This is a genomic window from Muribaculum sp. NM65_B17, assembly GCF_004793735.1.
Taxonomy (GTDB): Bacteria; Bacteroidota; Bacteroidia; order Bacteroidales; family Muribaculaceae; genus Muribaculum; species Muribaculum gordoncarteri.
In genome coordinates this window covers 75,875-91,889 of record NZ_SRYY01000001.1, presented here as the reverse complement: position 1 = coordinate 91,889, position 16,015 = coordinate 75,875, and the positions used below count along the sequence as shown (strand labels likewise).

Here is a 16,015-nt window from a genome sequence, read left to right as displayed (position 1 = left end):
ACGCTGTTAATGGGCACTTGTGAACTCCTCAAGGAAGCGAGTGTCGTTTTCCGAGAACATTCTCAAGTCCTTGACCTGATATTTGAGGTTGGTGATGCGCTCTATACCCATGCCCAATGCAAAACCGGTGTACTCCTTGGAGTCTATGCCGCAAGCGTCAAGGACATTGGGATCGACCATACCGCAACCGAGAATCTCAACCCATCCGGTGTGCTTGCAGAATGAGCATCCCTTACCGCCGCAAAGGTTACATGATATATCCATCTCGGCTGAAGGCTCGGTGAACGGGAAGTAACTCGGGCGAAGGCGTATCTTGGTTTCGGGGCCAAACATCTCCTGTGCGAAGTAGAGCAGTGTCTGCTTAAGGTCGACAAACGACACGTTCTTGTCGACATACAACGCCTCAACCTGATGGAAGAAGCAGTGGGCGCGTGCCGATATGGCCTCGTTACGGTAAACTCGTCCGGGGCAGATTATACGAATAGGCGGCTGAGCCTTCTCCATAACCCTTGACTGCACGCTCGAAGTGTGAGTGCGGAGCAACACATCGGGGTTGCGCTGGATAAAGAACGTGTCCTGCATGTCACGTGCCGGATGGTCGGCCGCAAAGTTAAGCGAAGAGAACACATGCCAGTCATCCTCTATCTCGGGGCCTTCGGCGATTGAGAATCCGAGTCGTGAGAATATCGACACGATTTCATTGCGCACAAGCGACAACGGGTGACGAGTACCAAGCTTTATCGGTGACGCAGTGCGGCTAAGGTCAAGATCCAGGTCAACATTGTCGGCATTGCCCATAGACTCACGAAGTTCGTTTATGCGGTTGGTGGCAAAGTCCTTAAGCTGATTCAACGGAGCACCTATGACGCGCTTCTGATCGCCGGGCAGATTACGGAACTCATTGAACAGAACCGATATCTCGCCTTTCTTGCTAAGATATTTGATGCGAAGTGCTTCTACCTCACCGGCATTGGCAGCGGTAAGCTGCTCGATTTCGGCCTTGAGAGAATTTATTTTTTCTAACATAGCTGTGTCAATTACTTTATTGCGACAAAATTACAAAATTTTTCTGTAACTTTGGAAATAAAATCCAATCGCCGAGTAATAATATCAAACAATCGCACCTGATGCAGTCATGGATTTTGTCGATAAAGTAAAAGCGAATATCGAGCGTAACGGTATGCTCGACCCTGAGCAACATGTAATTGTGGCATTGAGCGGCGGGGCCGATTCCGTGGCATTGCTCGCCGTGCTGACCGTCCTGGGTTACAGATGCACAGCAGCCCACTGCGACTTTCACCTGCGCGGCGAGGAGTCGGAACGTGACCGACGACATGCCGCAATGACGGCAGCCCGATTCAATGCCGAATATGAAGAGATACACTTCGATGTCGAATCATATAAAAAAAAACGTGGAGTGTCAACCGAAATGGCTTGTCGTGACTTACGTTACGACTGGTTTCGGGAACTTTCAACAAAATACGGCGACATTCCGGTAGCCGTAGCCCATCATCGCGACGACAACATCGAAACATTCTTTCTGAATGTTCTGCGAGGAAGCGGAATCACCGGAGTTGCCGGCATGAAAGCGGTCAACGGCTGCATTATCCGTCCGATGCTCGACACATCACGCCGTGAAATCATCGAATATCTGTCACGTAACGGCATCGAATATGTAACCGACAGTACCAACCTTATCAACGATGTAAAGCGCAACCGACTGCGTAACGTTGTGCTTCCACAGCTATATGAGTTGTTTCCCGATGCCGAAAACACGATTACGACTACAATCGACAACCTGCGTGACAACCTTCAGCTGTTCAATGAAGGCGTAAATGCGCTTAAAGCGCCCTACCTGTCGGCCGACAACAGCATCGACATAGCTCGAATGGCCAAAGAGTGCCAAAATTCCATTCAATTACTGTATGAATCGATAAAACGATATGGCTTCAATCACGCCCAGGCAGCCGACATGATTGCATCGTCCGACTCATCGGGAAAGGAGTTCTTCTCAGCTGACCATAAGGCGCTCATCGACCGTGGAACACTCATAGTATCACCCCATACGACACTCCATAATCAGGAGATTGAAATAAACCTGAACGACAAGTCGTCACTTCCCCCAGGATTGACCTGCGAATCAGTCAATGCCGACGACATAAAGTTCACACGTGACGCCAACACGATGTACCTCGATTCATCGGCACTGGAAGGCGACCCCAAATTCGTAATACGACACTGGCGCGAAGGCGACAGGATGTCACCATTCGGCATGAAAGGCAGCCGACTTGTGAGCGACATATTTTCCGACGCCAAAATGTCGTTGTACGACAAGCAACTCACATGGCTGCTAACCCGCAACGATGTGATACTGTGGGTAATGGGAATGCGTGCATCACGACATTTTCCCGTCACATCAACGACTCGCAAAGCGATAAGGCTTACAATCGATTCAACTTTTAAACAACAATAGACCATGATTGAAGAGATGTTGCGATTCAATCGCAGATTTGTAGAAACAAAGGAGTATGAGAAATACAAGACATCAAAATACCCCGACAAGAAAATCGCAATCGTCACCTGCATGGACACCCGGCTCGTAGAACTTCTGCCGGCAGCCCTCGGAATTAAGAACGGTGATGTGAAGATGATCAAGAACGCAGGAGGCACAATCACGAATCCTTTTGACTCGACAGTGCGCAGCCTGTTGGTCGCCATCTATGAGCTTGGCGTGACCGAAGTGATGATAATAGGGCACACCGGATGCGGAGTACAGGGAATGAACGCCAACAAAATGCTCAACCTGATGCGCAGCCGAGGCATATCGGACGAACACATAAACCTGATGATGCACTGCGGCATCGACCTGAAGAGCTGGCTGCATGGATTTGAAGACACTCATGCGGCTGTAGAGGAAACGGTCGACCTCGTGCGCAACCACCCGCTCATACCAACCGATGTAACGGTCAAAGGCTACATAATGGATTCGCTGACGGGAGAACTTTCAGCACTATGACATAAAAAAGGACAAGGTTGCACGTGACATGCAACCTTGTCCTTTTTTATCAACTTAATATTCCATCATGTCACGACAATTGTCGCTTAGGCTTGCCCGACGGCACGGCAAAGTATTGATTATATACAATACCTGCGACAATCAGGAACAGGCCGATATAGGTCGTCAACATTATGGGCTCTCCAAGAATCACCGCTATGAAGAAGAGTGACATGAACGGAGATAAATAGCACATCTGATTTATCAATGCCGGATTGCTCGTAATGCGTATGGCCATCCCGAAGCAGATGAACGGTATGCCTATCTCAAACCCGCCGATATACATTCCGGCCAGAATTCCCGACCAAGAACTTATATCCACCGGCATGAAACATGCCGCGATGCACATGTAGACCGTACCGAACAGAAAACTCAAGAAAAGACTGACACACTCGTCGACTCTATCTTTCAACCGGTTGTTGAACATCCAGTAGGTAGCCCAAAGCAATGCGCTGAAGGCTGCCAGACCAAGACCCACAGGCGACAGATCGCCGGTTATTCCCTTGCCGCCAAGCGAGATGAAAGCCACTCCACCAAGCGACATAACCATGCCTATGTACTTTCGTCCCGGAATGGGCTGCTTGTCAAATATTGCAAGAAGCACAAGCAGCACTATGGGCCACATATAATTAATGGGCTGGGCCACCTGAGCCGGCAGGAAAGAATAGGACTTGAAAAGCACAAGATAGTAGCACACGGGATTCAGCAGTCCGAGGAGTGCGAATGTGCCCCACAATTTCGGTGACACCTTGCGCAACTGTCCCCATTTCCGCTCAACCGTCATCCACACGGTGAAAATCATGAATGCGGTTATGCACGCCACCAAAAGCATCTCAAAATAGGTAAGTTGACTCAGAGCTATCTTAAATGCCGTAGCCACAGTCGACCAACTCAACACCGCTACCGATGCGAGCACTATTGACTTAGTATTGGAATTCATCGCAAAGCTTCAACTTCCTCGGTGGTCAACGGAATCTTCTTGCCAAGACGGCGGGCTCCGTCTTCGGTTATCAAATAATCCTCCTCATTTCTGATACCGGTGAAGTCCTTGTAGGTTTCAAGCTTGTCGTAATTGATGAACTCCTCAAAACGCTTCTCGGCCTTCCAGTAGTCAATTAGTTCGGGAATGAAGTAGACGCCCGGTTCGATGGTGAGCACAAAGCCCGGTTCAAGAGGACGGGCGAGGCGCAACGATTTGCGACCAAACTGGGTGCTCTTGGGCTGACCGTCGTAGCCTACCCACACTTCACCGAGATTTTCCATGTCGTGCACATCAAGTCCCATCATGTGACCAAGACCGCAAGGGAAGAACATCGCGTGAGCTCCTGCGGCTACAGCCTCGGCAGGATCTCCCTTCATGATTCCGAGATCCTTCAGGCCCTGACAGATTACACGTGCCGACAGTTCATATACATCCTTAAACGGCACTCCGGGCTTAAGCGCATCGACGGCTGCCAAGTGCGAAGCCACCTGTATGTCGTAAATCTCTTTCTGACGATTGGTGAAGTACTTGTCGGCGCATATAGTCGACGACATGTCGCCGGCATATCCCATCTCGGTTTCCGCACCGGCATCCACAAGCAGCATGTCGCCGGGCTTTACGATGTTTCCGTGATAGTGGTTGTGCAGAGTCTGGCCGCACACGGTTGCTATAGTCGGGAACGACAATCCGCATCCGTTGGCCTTAGCCACAGCCTCAAGGGCAGCCACCACTTCATACTCTCTCATTCCGGGACGCAACACGCGGGTTGCCTCGATGTGCATATCGGCCGTAACATTACATGCACGCTCTATCTCCGCAATCTCCTCGGGGGTCTTGTGGTTGCGCATGTCGACAATAGCACGTATCATGGGAATCGAAGGCTGCTCGGTACCGGGCTTTATATCGAGGAATTCCCACAACTTAAGCTTGTGTTCGGGACGATAAGTGGGAAGATAATGTATAGTTCGTCCGCTCTTGACAGCTTTGTCGAGATAATCACGCAGATTGCGCGACGGCAGAGTTTCGCCCACGCCTATGCGCAGAGCCTTCTCGTGAATCGTGGGTTGAGTACCCATCCACACGATGTGGTCGATAGTAAGCTCGTCGCCGAATATGATTTCACGGTCTTCATCTATATCTATGATTGCATTAAGACCGGCATATGGGAGGCCGAAATAGTACAAGAACGAAGAGTCCTGGCGATAAGGATAGGTGTTATCCTCATAGTTTGCGCCACAATCATCATTGCCTAAGAACAATAGCAGTCCGCTGCCGACTCTCTTTTTAAGTTCGGCACGACGGTTTACATAAGTTTCCTTTGAGAACATAGCCATTAAATTTAATCTTGTCAAAATTAATATTTTCTTGTGAAATATACATTAAAATAATTTGAATATTTACATCAACCTCCGCAATAGCCGCATTTATTCATCATCCACAATTCATTTTCATCAATGTAAAAATTATTTGCTTATAAAAGTGGGATGTAGTAAATTTGCAATCAGAATAATTCACATCACCATTACGATGAACAGCAACAGCCTTGTATCAATCTCCGACATCAGTAAGGACGAGATTTTAAGCTTGCTTGGACAGGCACAGTACTTCGAGGAACATCCCAATCACAAGATTCTTGAAGGCCGTGTTGTAGCGACGCTATTCTTTGAACCGTCAACCCGCACCCGACTTAGTTTTGAAACAGCTGTCAACCGACTCGGAGGCCGTGTAATAGGATTTTCTGATGCCAACACCACAAGTTCGTCCAAGGGAGAAACCCTTAAGGACACTATCAAGATGGTCAGCAACTATGTCGACTTGATTATTATGCGTCACTACCTTGAAGGAGCCGCACGTTACGCCACCGAGGTAACCGACACACCTATAATAAATGCAGGCGACGGAGCCAACCAGCACCCATCGCAGACAATGCTCGACCTCTATTCGATATACAAGACACAAGGCACGCTTGAAAATCTGACAATCACCATGGTGGGTGACCTCAAGTATGGCCGCACTGTACATTCACTGCTCATGGCCATGCAATACTTCAACCCCACATTCAACTTCATTGCCTGCAACGAGTTGCGCATGCCTCGCGAATATACCAAATTCTGCGATGAGCACGGAATAAAATACAATGAGTACACCGACTTCTCACCCGAAGTGATCAACAGCAGCGACATCCTCTACATGACCCGCGTACAGCGTGAACGCTTCACCGATATAATGGAATCCGAGAAAGTCAAGAATCTCTACAACCTGAATGCCGCAATGCTCGAGAACTCCCGCGACAATCTCAGGGTGCTGCATCCGCTGCCCCGCGTCAACGAAATCGACCAGGATGTCGACGACAGCCCGAAAGCCTACTACTTCCAACAGGCACAAAACGGACTCTACGCCCGTCAGGCCATTATATGCCGTGCATTAGGTATTGACATTTTAAAGGAGAAGAATCATGACAACATGTAAGAAAGAACTTGCCGTAGCCGCATTGCGCAACGGCACCGTCATCGACCGAATCCCGTCATCGGCCTTGTTCCAGGCCGTAAAGATACTCGGAATCGAGAAGCTCGACAAGCACGTGACCATCGGCAACAACCTCGACAGCAAGAAGCTCGGCACAAAGGGTATCATAAAGGTGGCCGACACCATATTCCCCGAAGACGTGCTTAACCGCATAGCGCTCATCGCTCCTACGGCCAAGATAAACATCATCCGCGACTTTGAAGTCGTCGAGAAATATCACGTGACATTGCCTCAAACCATAATCGGCATCGTGAAGTGTGACAATCCAAAGTGCATCACCAACAACGAGCCGATGAAGACAAAATTTGAGCTTATCGACCCCGAAAATCACGTGATACGCTGTCACTACTGCGGCCACACGGTAAGTGCAAAGGATGCCCAAATAAAATAAACAACTCCCACCCCATTATGAAACAGAGCTGGAAACCGGGAACAATGATATATCCCCTCCCCGCAGTGCTTGTTAGCTGCGGAAACACTCCCGAACGCTACAATATGGCGACAGTGGCATGGACAGGAACCATCTGCACCGACCCGGCTATGTGTTACATTTCGCTGCGTCCGTCGCGCCACAGCTACGACATAATCAGCGAGGAGATGGAGTTTACAATCAACCTCACCACCATCGACATGGCACGTGCCACCGATTGGGCCGGAGTCAAGTCGGGTCGCGACTACGACAAGTGGAAGGAAACAGGACTGACACCGGTGAAAGGCGTAAAGGTAGGATGTCCCTACATAGAGCAGTCGCCGCTGAGCATCGAGTGCAAGGTCAAGGAGATAATACACCTCGGCAGCCATGACATGTTCATAGCCGAAGTGCTGAACGTATTGGCCGACGAAAGCCTCATCAATCCCGAAAGCGGAGCATTCGAGCTGTCGCGCTCCGGACTGATGGCTTACAGCCACGGAGGCTACTATGAGCTCGGAAAGTGCATAGGACATTTCGGATGGTCGGTCAAGAAAAAGAAGTAACTGGATTAAATATACACAATAAACAATTAGACTGAATGGAAAGAGACACTCGTATTTTCGACATCATTGAGCGTGAACATCAGCGTCAGAAACATGGCATTGAACTTATCGCATCCGAAAACTTCGTGAGCGACCAGGTAATGCAAGCAATGGGCTCATGCCTCACCAACAAATATGCCGAAGGGTATCCCGGACACCGTTATTACGGCGGTTGCCAGGTTGTAGATGAAGCCGAACAGCTTGCCATCGACCGAGTTAAGGAAATTTTCGGCGCAGCTTACGCCAACGTACAGCCTCACTCGGGAGCACAAGCCAACATGGCCGTATTCATGGCCTGCCTGAAACCCGGCGACAAGTTCCTGGGACTCAATCTTTCCCACGGCGGACACCTGTCACACGGAAGCCCTGTCAACTTCTCGGGATTGATGTTTGAAGCCTTGGAGTACAACGTAAAGGAGGATACAGGTCTTGTCGACTATGACCAGATGGAGGAAGTGGCCCGTCGTGAGCGTCCGAAGCTCATTATAGGCGGTGCAAGCGCCTACTCTCGCGAATGGGATTACGCACGCATGCGTCGTCTTGCCGATGAAATCGGTGCGATACTGATGATCGACATGGCTCATCCCGCCGGACTCATCGCAGCCGGACTGCTCGACAACCCGGTAAAATATGCCCACATCGTCACCTCAACTACCCACAAGACACTTCGCGGCCCGCGCGGCGGTATCATACTGCTCGGAGAGGACTTCGACAATCCCTGGGGTAAGACCAACAACAAGGGCGAGGTGCGCAAGATGTCGGCACTGCTCGACTCAGCCGTATTCCCCGGTGTACAGGGCGGCCCCCTGGAACACGTTATCGCAGCAAAAGCCGTGGCATTCGCCGAAGCTCTTCAGCCCGCTTACAAGGATTACCAGACTCAGGTCAAGAAGAATGCAGCCGTAATGGCTCAGGCACTTGTCGACAAGGGCTACAAAATCATATCGGGAGGAACCGACAACCACTGCATGCTCGTCGACCTCCGCACCAAGTTCCCCGACCTCACCGGAAAAGTTGCCGAGAAAGTGCTTGTTGAAGCCGACATCACAGCCAATAAGAACATGGTACCCTTCGACTCACGCAGTCCGTTCCAGACATCGGGTATACGCCTCGGTACTCCGGCCATCACAACCCGTGGTGCCAAAGAGGAACTTATGGGCGAAATCGTAGAGATGATTGACACCGTTCTCTCCAACCATGACGACCCGAAAGTAATTGCCGCAGTACGTGAAAAGGTAAACACCACAATGGAGTCCTACCCCATGTTTGCTTACTAAACCTACGACAATAAATCAACTCATATTGACGGTCGGAGCTGTGGCTCCGACCGTCATTGTTTTTATATTCAAAAAATACATATTATGTTTTGCAATTTAGCATCACGCTTGTTATATTTGCATCACGATGTTAATACTGTATAGAATATATCAGATTTTAATCATGGCCCCGGTTCTGCTGACGGCCACGATATTGACGGCGACAATCACCATCATCCTGAGCATGCTGGGCATGGGTCGCTGGGCGGGCTACTTTTTCCCGCATTGGTGGGCGCGCCTTTTCTGTGTCATGTCCATGGTCAAGGTCACTGTCAAAGGCCGCGAAAACATCGACCCCCACACATCCTACGTATTCATAGCCAACCACCAGGGAGCCTACGACATATTCTCCATCTACGGATACCTCAACCACAATTTCCGCTGGATGATGAAGAAGTCGCTTGAAAAAATTCCGTTTGTAGGTTATTCATGCAAGGTGTCGGGCCACATCATGGTCGACAACTCGTCGCCGTCGGCCACCAAGGCCACGATGGAGAAAGCCGAAAAGCAGCTGCGCGGAGGGATGTCGCTTGTCGTATTTCCCGAAGGAGCCCGCACATGGGACGGCAAGATGCGGCGCTTCAAGCGCGGCGCGTTTGTCCTTGCGATGGAATTCGGACTTCCGGTCGTTCCAATCACCATCGACGGCTCATTTGAGGTGATGCCTCGCTTTAAGAAGATTCCCGATTGGGGACACATAACCTTGACTATACACAAGCCCATAGAGGCTGTGAACGGAAAACATGACTTGCTTCAATTACTTGACGGAAGCTACGCCACCATACACGACTCATTGCCCGAGCGACATAAATAAATGCCTCTGACTATTTTCGCCAAAGCATCACAAAATTTGTCATGGGAACTGTGTACATTATATGGGAATTTTATTAATTTCGCGAATGATAAAACGTATCGATATAACCGAATATAAATTATAAAATATGATATTCAACTTTAGACTTGTATCAGACGAGGTCGACAATTTCCGCAGGGAAATCAGCATCGACGCCGATGCAACATTCCTCGACCTAAGAAACGCCATCTGCGACTCGGTCGACTATGACAAAAACCAGATGTGTTCATTCTTCATCTGTGACGATAATTGGGAGAAAGGCAAGGAAATCACTCTTGAGGACATGGGCTCGGAATCGGACGAAGACGTCTATCTCATGGATGAAACGATATTGAGCGACTACATCGACGACGGACAGCGCCTAATATTCGTATTCGACTACATGACCGACCGTTGCTTCTTCATTGAAATGAAGAAGAGTGTCCCGGGAAAGAACCTTAAGGACCCGGTGTGCATAGCTTCGATGGGCACACCTCCCCCACAGACCATGGATATTGAAGAATTTGAGGCCAAAAACGCTGCTGCAACACAGGTCGACGACCTCGACGAAGATTTCTACGGAAGCGATGAATTCAATGACGATGAATTTGATGCCGCCGGTTTTGACGAAATGACATTTGACGAAAACATGTAGAAGCGGGCTTTTACATAATATATATAGAGCAAGGGGGATTCCGTAACGCGGAGTCGCCCCCTTGCTTTATTACACATCATGATGACGGAGCTCATTCAACAATTTAAATGCCCGATACGTTTCTTTTGATATGACAACCGGAACTTCATCACACTCGACCTCTCCCACCGTACGCCGCATAACGGCTATGGGCCTTCTCGTAACCATAGGCATAGTGTTCGGCGACATAGGCACATCACCCCTATACGTGATGAAAACCATCATGCACGTTTATCCCGCCTACGATGCCGATTATATAATAGGTGCAGTGTCATGCGTCATCTGGACTCTTACGCTTCAAACGACTCTGAAATATGTAATCATCGCATTGCGGGCCGACAACAAGGGAGAGGGAGGAATACTTGCACTTTTCTCACTTGTGCGCAAACTGCCACACAAATGGCTTTACATAGTGGCTGCCATCGGGGCAAGCACCTTGTTGGCCGACGGTGTCATAACGCCCGCACTCACCGTCACTTCGGCGGTAGAGGGCTTGTGTGACATCGATCCCCGCACCCCGGTAGTGCCGATTGTGCTTACAATCATAACACTTATATTTCTGGCTCAACGCTCGGGCACATCGGCCATAGGGCGATGGTTTGGCCCCTTCATGTTGATTTGGTTTCTGATGCTCGGAATTCTCGGCATCATGAACATAGGAGCCGACAACTCCATATTTCATGCGTTCAATCCCTACTACGCAGTCAAGCTCATCGTGCATTATCCCGGATGGATGTTCATTCTCGGAGCCGTGTTTCTATGCACCACAGGAGCCGAGGCACTATACTCCGACCTCGGACATTGCGGAAGGCTAAACATCTCGGTAAGCTGGATATTTGTCAAGATAATGCTCATCCTCAACTATCTCGGACAGGGAGCTTGGATCATAGCCCATAAAGGAGCTATCGCGTCTGACGTCAACCCCTTTTACGCCATAATGCCAAATGGGTTCCTCATAGCGGGAATCATAATGTCGACAGGAGCGGCCATAATTGCCAGCCAGGCACTGATAAGCGGCTCGTTCACATTGATAAGCGAGGCTATAAACCTTGACTTCTGGCCAAGAATGCACATAAAATATCCCGGCACGATAAAGGGACAGCTATATGTACCTGCAATAAACATGTTCCTCTTTATCGGATGCCTGCTGACTGTCGTCATATTCCGTTCATCGGCACGCATGGAAGCGGCCTATGGATTGGCCATAACCGTGACCATGCTAACAACCACCGTGCTGCTCGGATTCTACCTGAGGTCACGTGGCGTAGCATCATGGATTACGGCATTGTTTATGTTGGTGTTCATCGCCCTTGAAGGCGCATTCTTCACCGCCAATGTGTTCAAGTTCATGCATGGAGGATGGTTTACCGTGCTGATTGCCGGATTACTGTGCGCGGTCATGCTGGCATGGCACATAGGACGCCGTGTAAGGTCACGCTTCATCGACTATAAACCGCTTGACGGTTATGTCGACATAATCAACGACATACGCAACGACCGGGAAATAGCCAAATATGCATCCAATGTCGTTTATATCAGTTATTCTCAAACTGAAGGTCAAGTTGAAAGCAAACTTCTATATTCAATAATAAACAAGCAGCCCAAGCGAGCCGATCACTACTGGATAGTAAGAATCGACCATGTGGACGAACCCGACACACTGGAATACAGCTCGAAAACAATCGTACACGACGCACTGTTCCTTGTAACCCTGCGCATAGGTTTCAAGGTGCGTCCTCAGGTGAGTGTTTACCTGCGTCAGATTGTAGAAGATCTCGTAGCCGACAACCAACTCAACCTCACGAGCACCTATCCATCGATGATGCGTCACTCCATTCCCGGCGACTTCAGATTTGTCATCATTCAACGAGTTTTTTCGCAATCAAGCAACTGCAAGCCTTCGGAACGACGCATAATGGCAATTTACGAGCTTTTGCGTCACATCACCATCACGGCCGACAAAGCCCTCGGTCTTGACACGAGCATAGTAACCGTGGAACAGGTTCCGCTAATCATAAACAATCGCCCCAACCGTCGAATAACGCGCATATCGTGATTATCAAGCGTAAATATTATTAACATTCAATTTTTATTTGGCGTTTATTGTATAAAAATCCTATATTTGCACATCAAATCACAAATAAACGTTAACCGGAATTTATTACCACTATGAGAAGAGCGATTTGCACTGCGCTTATAGCGTTGAGCATTCTATGCTCCAAAGCTCAAGCGAACGACAATGAAGAAAGACTGCTTACTCTCAGGCTCGAAACACGACTTGATTACCAACGCCACTGGCTCGACGGAACGACGGTGAAGGAGAACACCGGCTTCGAAGGCAAATTCATAAATATTCGGGCCGACGGCAACATCACCGACAATTTATCATACTCCTGGCGGCAACGACTCAACAAAGAACACTCCGACCGCACATTCTTTGATGCGACCGACTGGGTCTACCTCAACTACAACATAGGCCAATGGTCGATTGCCGGAGGTAAACAGGTCGTGGCCATAGGCGGTTGGGAATATGACCGCGCCCCCATCGACCTTTACGGATGCTCCGTATTTTGGAACAACATCCCCTGCTATGAGATAGGAGCATCGGCCGGATACAGCTTTACAGAATCGGACAAACTGACATTCCAATTCTGCGAAAGTCCGTTCTATACACGCGACAACCGCGACATGTACTCCTACAACCTACTTTGGAACGGCAATCACGGATGGTTCAACGCCATATATTCGATAAACATGATTGAATATCTTCCCGGCCGATTCATCAACTACATCGCCCTCGGCAACAAATTCACCGTCGACAAATTGACACTTGAGCTCGATCTCATGAATAGAGCATCACGCCGACAGACATTTCTGCTCAAGGACATATCGATAATGGGCGAAATATCATTCCGCCCCACCGAAAAGTGGAACATTTTCGGAAAGATGACCTACGATGTCAATCGCTCGGGAAGCGATGCCGACATGTGTGTGCTCCCCGGAACGGAAATGAAAATGATAGGTGGCGGCCTTGAGTTCTCCCCTCTGAAAAATCGCAGCTATTCGCTAAGATTTCACGCCAACCTGTTTTACTCATGGGGCAAAAACGCAAACGATGCCGACCTCATGCAGAACAAAACCACAATCTTTGACATAGGCGTAAAATGGAACATGAATCTACTATCTTTTAAACGGTAAAAGCACTCACAACAATGGATCCAATCAATCAGCAGGATGACAATGTAATCCAACCGGCCACAGCTACACCGGCCACATCAAAATTCAGCATAACACGCTACATTCCCTCAGGCGTAATATGTCTGGCCGTAATTTTCGCTCTCTTCTATTATATCGGGTCGATAATGGGTGTGCCCAACATGCTTAACACAATCATGCACACGGCCCATGACCTGTTGCTCAACACGGTATTCTACCTCATGGGAATATGCGTTATAACAGGAGCCATCGGACGACTTTTCGTCGAATTTGGTGTTGTTAAACTTCTCGAAAACATGCTCCGCCCCTTGATGCGCCCACTGTTCAATCTGCCCGGAGTTGCCGCACTCGGCGCGGTGATGACATTCCTCAGCGACAATCCCGCCATCATATCCCTTTCACAGGACAAGCGATTCAGCAGCTATTTCAAGAAATTCCAGTACATCTCGCTCACCAATTTCGGTACAGCTTTCGGCATGGGACTCCTCGTCATCGTATTCATGGTGGGCCAAGGCTTCTTCCTTGCTCCACTGGTAGGCTTCTTCGGAGCTTTCTGCGGATGTATCGTTTCAACACGGTTGATGCAGTATTTCGTAATCAAGAACTACCCCAATTACGCCCATGAAACTGCAGTCGAGGAGCAACATGAAGTAACCGAGGAGAAAGCCGTTGAGTCAAAGTCGCTGTTCATCCGCATATTGAACTCACTCCTCGACGGTGGCCGCACCGGAGTCGATGTGGGCATAGCCATAATTCCAGGTGTGCTCATAATATCAACACTCGTGATGATTCTCACATTCGGAGCTTCGTCATCGGGCGAATACACAGGAGCGGCCTACGAAGGCGTCGAGCTTCTGCCTTGGCTCGCTCAAAAAATCAATATCGTGTTTGAAGTGCTATTCGGATTCAACGATCCGCATCTGGTGGCATTTCCGATAACCGCACTCGGAGCCGTGGGGGCTGCATTAAGTCTTGTACCCAACTTCATCTCACAAGGATGGATCGACGGTAACGCTATCGCCGTATTCACTGCCATAGGAATGTGCTGGAGCGTATACCTGAGCACCCACACAGCCATGCTCGACTCGCTCGGCTACCGCGAACTCACACCTAAAGCAATTCTCTCCCACACAATTGGAGGTCTTATGGCTGCAATGATTGCCCACGGACTCTATGTAATAATCACACTATTTTGAGGAAAGCCATAAGAAAAAGACAAATTAAGTTGGCAAATCCGATAATAGTCACTAACTTTGCGCTCGCATTTAGCAAATACAAAACATCTAATTCATTTAATTAAAAATGGCAACTAAAATCAGATTACAGCGTCATGGTCGCAAGAACTATGCGTTTTATCCTATTGTAATCGCCGATAGCAGGGCACCACGTGATGGTAAATTTATTGAAAGGATAGGTTCTTATAATCCGAACACTAATCCTGCTACAGTAACATTGAACTTCGAGCGTGCTTTGTATTGGCTTAACGTAGGTGCTCAACCCACCGACACAGTTCGCACTATTCTTTCTCACGAAGGTGTGCTTTTGATGAAGCATCTCCAGGGTGGTGTTAAGAAGGGCGCATTCAATGAAGAAGAAGCTCAGCGTCGTTTCGAGGCTTGGAAGCTCAAGCGTCAGGCTTCTGTTGATGCTGCTAAGGCATCAATCGCAAGCAAGAAGGAGCTTGAGGACAAGAAGCGTCTTGAGGCTGAAGAGGCAAAGAACAAGGCTAAGGCCGAAGCCGTTGCCAAGAAGAAAGCCGAAATCGCTGCCGCAAAGGCCGAAGCTGATGCTGCCGCTGCAGCAGCCGCTGCTGAGGAAACCCCTGCAGAAGAGGCTCCCGCTGCTGAATAATATTCGGTTAGCTACCTTACAAGAGAGTCCCGAAACCGTCATGATTTCGGGACTCTTCTTATATCCATAAGGATAATGCGTAAGGTTTCGGCCTTAGCATAAATATCCCATAGACAAATAACTCATTTTATTGTTTTTTGGGAAACGTAATATTGTGAAAACCACACTAAATGCCTAACTTTGTATAAAGTATATCAACCAACCAAAATTAATGAACAAACTGCTTGTCATCATTTCATTGCTTACGGCCATGACAACACTGCCTATGGCGGCATCATCCGTGCAAGAGATGAACGACGATGCAATAACCGAGGTAATCGACAACTCACCGACAATAAAGCCTGTAACAGGCGGCCTGGAAATAACGGTAAGCGACGGCAAGGCTCATGAATTCTATATCTATTCCATTACAGGACAACTTGTAAAAAGAATCAAAGCCGACTATACCCTGACCGTCGAACTTCCTCAAGGATATTACATCGTCAAATGCAGCTCTTGGTCCAAGAAAATTGTTGTGCGATGACAACGT

General features: G+C 48.8%; 16 protein-coding genes. 13 read left to right on the top strand and 3 right to left on the bottom strand.

Annotated features, from left to right (window positions below; translation table 11 throughout):
* Window positions 1-6: 6 nt before the first annotated feature.
* Window positions 7-1,026 (bottom strand): phenylalanine--tRNA ligase subunit alpha, encoded by a 1,020-nt coding sequence (gene pheS, locus E5354_RS00415; protein ID WP_123395972.1) that lies wholly within the window; start codon window positions 1,024-1,026, stop codon window positions 7-9.
* Window positions 1,027-1,135: 109 nt separating this feature from the next.
* Between pheS and tilS the strand changes: the two genes are divergently transcribed.
* Both tilS and E5354_RS00405 read left to right on the top strand, forming a co-directional pair.
* Entirely contained in the window at window positions 1,136-2,473 is a 1,338-nt protein-coding gene (gene tilS, locus E5354_RS00410; RefSeq protein ID WP_135946038.1) for a tRNA lysidine(34) synthetase TilS, read from the top strand.
* A gap of 3 nt (window positions 2,474-2,476) precedes the next feature.
* Window positions 2,477-3,016: a beta-class carbonic anhydrase gene (locus tag E5354_RS00405; RefSeq protein ID WP_123395974.1), complete on the top strand. Its 540-nt coding sequence runs from the start codon at window positions 2,477-2,479 to the stop codon at window positions 3,014-3,016.
* A gap of 70 nt (window positions 3,017-3,086) precedes the next feature.
* Here E5354_RS00405 and E5354_RS00400 read toward each other — a convergent pair whose 3' ends face one another.
* Together E5354_RS00400 and E5354_RS00395 are read right to left on the bottom strand one after the other, a co-directional pair.
* A complete protein-coding gene (locus tag E5354_RS00400) occupies window positions 3,087-3,995 on the bottom strand; it encodes a DMT family transporter (RefSeq protein WP_135946037.1) in 909 nt (302 codons plus the stop codon).
* Window positions 3,992-5,365, bottom strand: coding sequence for an aminopeptidase P family protein (locus tag E5354_RS00395; RefSeq protein ID WP_123396187.1), 1,374 nt, complete (start codon window positions 5,363-5,365; stop codon window positions 3,992-3,994). The genes E5354_RS00400 and E5354_RS00395 overlap by 4 nt, the downstream gene beginning before the upstream one ends.
* Window positions 5,366-5,564: 199 nt before the next feature.
* Between E5354_RS00395 and pyrB the strand changes: the two genes are divergently transcribed.
* From pyrB to E5354_RS00340, 11 genes are all read left to right on the top strand, one after another.
* Window positions 5,565-6,506, top strand: coding sequence for an aspartate carbamoyltransferase (pyrB, locus tag E5354_RS00390; protein WP_135946036.1), 942 nt, complete (start codon window positions 5,565-5,567; stop codon window positions 6,504-6,506).
* Window positions 6,493-6,954, top strand: coding sequence for an aspartate carbamoyltransferase regulatory subunit (gene pyrI, locus E5354_RS00385; RefSeq protein WP_123395977.1), 462 nt, complete (start codon window positions 6,493-6,495; stop codon window positions 6,952-6,954). Before pyrB ends, pyrI begins: the two co-directional genes overlap by 14 nt.
* Window positions 6,955-6,971: 17 nt before the next feature.
* Window positions 6,972-7,538, top strand: a complete 567-nt coding sequence (locus E5354_RS00380; protein ID WP_123395978.1) for a flavin reductase family protein — start codon at window positions 6,972-6,974, stop codon at window positions 7,536-7,538.
* A 35-nt stretch (window positions 7,539-7,573) separates the two neighbouring features.
* Window positions 7,574-8,854, top strand: coding sequence for a serine hydroxymethyltransferase (gene glyA, locus E5354_RS00375; RefSeq protein ID WP_123395979.1), 1,281 nt, complete (start codon window positions 7,574-7,576; stop codon window positions 8,852-8,854).
* Between the two features lie 163 nt (window positions 8,855-9,017).
* The gene (locus tag E5354_RS00370) at window positions 9,018-9,707 is read left to right on the top strand and encodes a lysophospholipid acyltransferase family protein (RefSeq protein ID WP_246863699.1); all 690 of its coding nucleotides are present in this window, start codon (window positions 9,018-9,020) and stop codon (window positions 9,705-9,707) included.
* A 127-nt stretch (window positions 9,708-9,834) separates the two neighbouring features.
* Window positions 9,835-10,380 carry an IS1096 element passenger TnpR family protein gene (locus E5354_RS00365; protein WP_123395981.1) on the top strand — a complete coding sequence of 182 codons (546 nt, stop codon included), beginning with the start codon at window positions 9,835-9,837 and terminating at the stop codon, window positions 10,378-10,380.
* A 130-nt stretch (window positions 10,381-10,510) separates the two neighbouring features.
* On the top strand, window positions 10,511-12,475 hold the full coding sequence (locus E5354_RS00360; protein WP_135946034.1) for a KUP/HAK/KT family potassium transporter: 1,965 nt from the start codon (window positions 10,511-10,513) through the stop codon (window positions 12,473-12,475).
* 113 nt (window positions 12,476-12,588) lie between these two features.
* On the top strand, window positions 12,589-13,617 hold the full coding sequence (locus E5354_RS00355; RefSeq protein WP_123395983.1) for a porin: 1,029 nt from the start codon (window positions 12,589-12,591) through the stop codon (window positions 13,615-13,617).
* A 14-nt stretch (window positions 13,618-13,631) separates the two neighbouring features.
* Window positions 13,632-14,831, top strand: a complete 1,200-nt coding sequence (locus tag E5354_RS00350; RefSeq protein ID WP_246863698.1) for a nucleoside recognition domain-containing protein — start codon at window positions 13,632-13,634, stop codon at window positions 14,829-14,831.
* A gap of 106 nt (window positions 14,832-14,937) precedes the next feature.
* Window positions 14,938-15,486, top strand: a complete 549-nt coding sequence (locus E5354_RS00345; protein ID WP_123395984.1) for a 30S ribosomal protein S16 — start codon at window positions 14,938-14,940, stop codon at window positions 15,484-15,486.
* A gap of 211 nt (window positions 15,487-15,697) precedes the next feature.
* Window positions 15,698-16,009: a T9SS type A sorting domain-containing protein gene (locus E5354_RS00340; RefSeq protein ID WP_135946033.1), complete on the top strand. Its 312-nt coding sequence runs from the start codon at window positions 15,698-15,700 to the stop codon at window positions 16,007-16,009.
* Window positions 16,010-16,015 lie beyond the last annotated feature (6 nt).

Bases quoted from the DNA above. Each gene is read 5' to 3' on its own strand.
- pheS (WP_123395972.1), bottom strand. From the start codon at position 1,026: ATGTTAGAAAAAATAAATTCTCTCAAGGCCGAAATCGAGCAGCTTACC.
- tilS (WP_135946038.1), top strand. From the start codon at position 1,136: ATGGATTTTGTCGATAAAGTAAAAGCGAATATCGAGCGTAACGGTATG.
- E5354_RS00405 (WP_123395974.1), top strand. From the start codon at position 2,477: ATGATTGAAGAGATGTTGCGATTCAATCGCAGATTTGTAGAAACAAAG.
- E5354_RS00400 (WP_135946037.1), bottom strand. From the start codon at position 3,995: ATGAATTCCAATACTAAGTCAATAGTGCTCGCATCGGTAGCGGTGTTG.
- E5354_RS00395 (WP_123396187.1), bottom strand. From the start codon at position 5,365: ATGTTCTCAAAGGAAACTTATGTAAACCGTCGTGCCGAACTTAAAAAG.
- pyrB (WP_135946036.1), top strand. From the start codon at position 5,565: ATGAACAGCAACAGCCTTGTATCAATCTCCGACATCAGTAAGGACGAG.
- pyrI (WP_123395977.1), top strand. From the start codon at position 6,493: ATGACAACATGTAAGAAAGAACTTGCCGTAGCCGCATTGCGCAACGGC.
- E5354_RS00380 (WP_123395978.1), top strand. From the start codon at position 6,972: ATGAAACAGAGCTGGAAACCGGGAACAATGATATATCCCCTCCCCGCA.
- glyA (WP_123395979.1), top strand. From the start codon at position 7,574: ATGGAAAGAGACACTCGTATTTTCGACATCATTGAGCGTGAACATCAG.
- E5354_RS00370 (WP_246863699.1), top strand. From the start codon at position 9,018: ATGGCCCCGGTTCTGCTGACGGCCACGATATTGACGGCGACAATCACC.
- E5354_RS00365 (WP_123395981.1), top strand. From the start codon at position 9,835: ATGATATTCAACTTTAGACTTGTATCAGACGAGGTCGACAATTTCCGC.
- E5354_RS00360 (WP_135946034.1), top strand. From the start codon at position 10,511: ATGACAACCGGAACTTCATCACACTCGACCTCTCCCACCGTACGCCGC.
- E5354_RS00355 (WP_123395983.1), top strand. From the start codon at position 12,589: ATGAGAAGAGCGATTTGCACTGCGCTTATAGCGTTGAGCATTCTATGC.
- E5354_RS00350 (WP_246863698.1), top strand. From the start codon at position 13,632: ATGGATCCAATCAATCAGCAGGATGACAATGTAATCCAACCGGCCACA.
- E5354_RS00345 (WP_123395984.1), top strand. From the start codon at position 14,938: ATGGCAACTAAAATCAGATTACAGCGTCATGGTCGCAAGAACTATGCG.
- E5354_RS00340 (WP_135946033.1), top strand. From the start codon at position 15,698: ATGAACAAACTGCTTGTCATCATTTCATTGCTTACGGCCATGACAACA.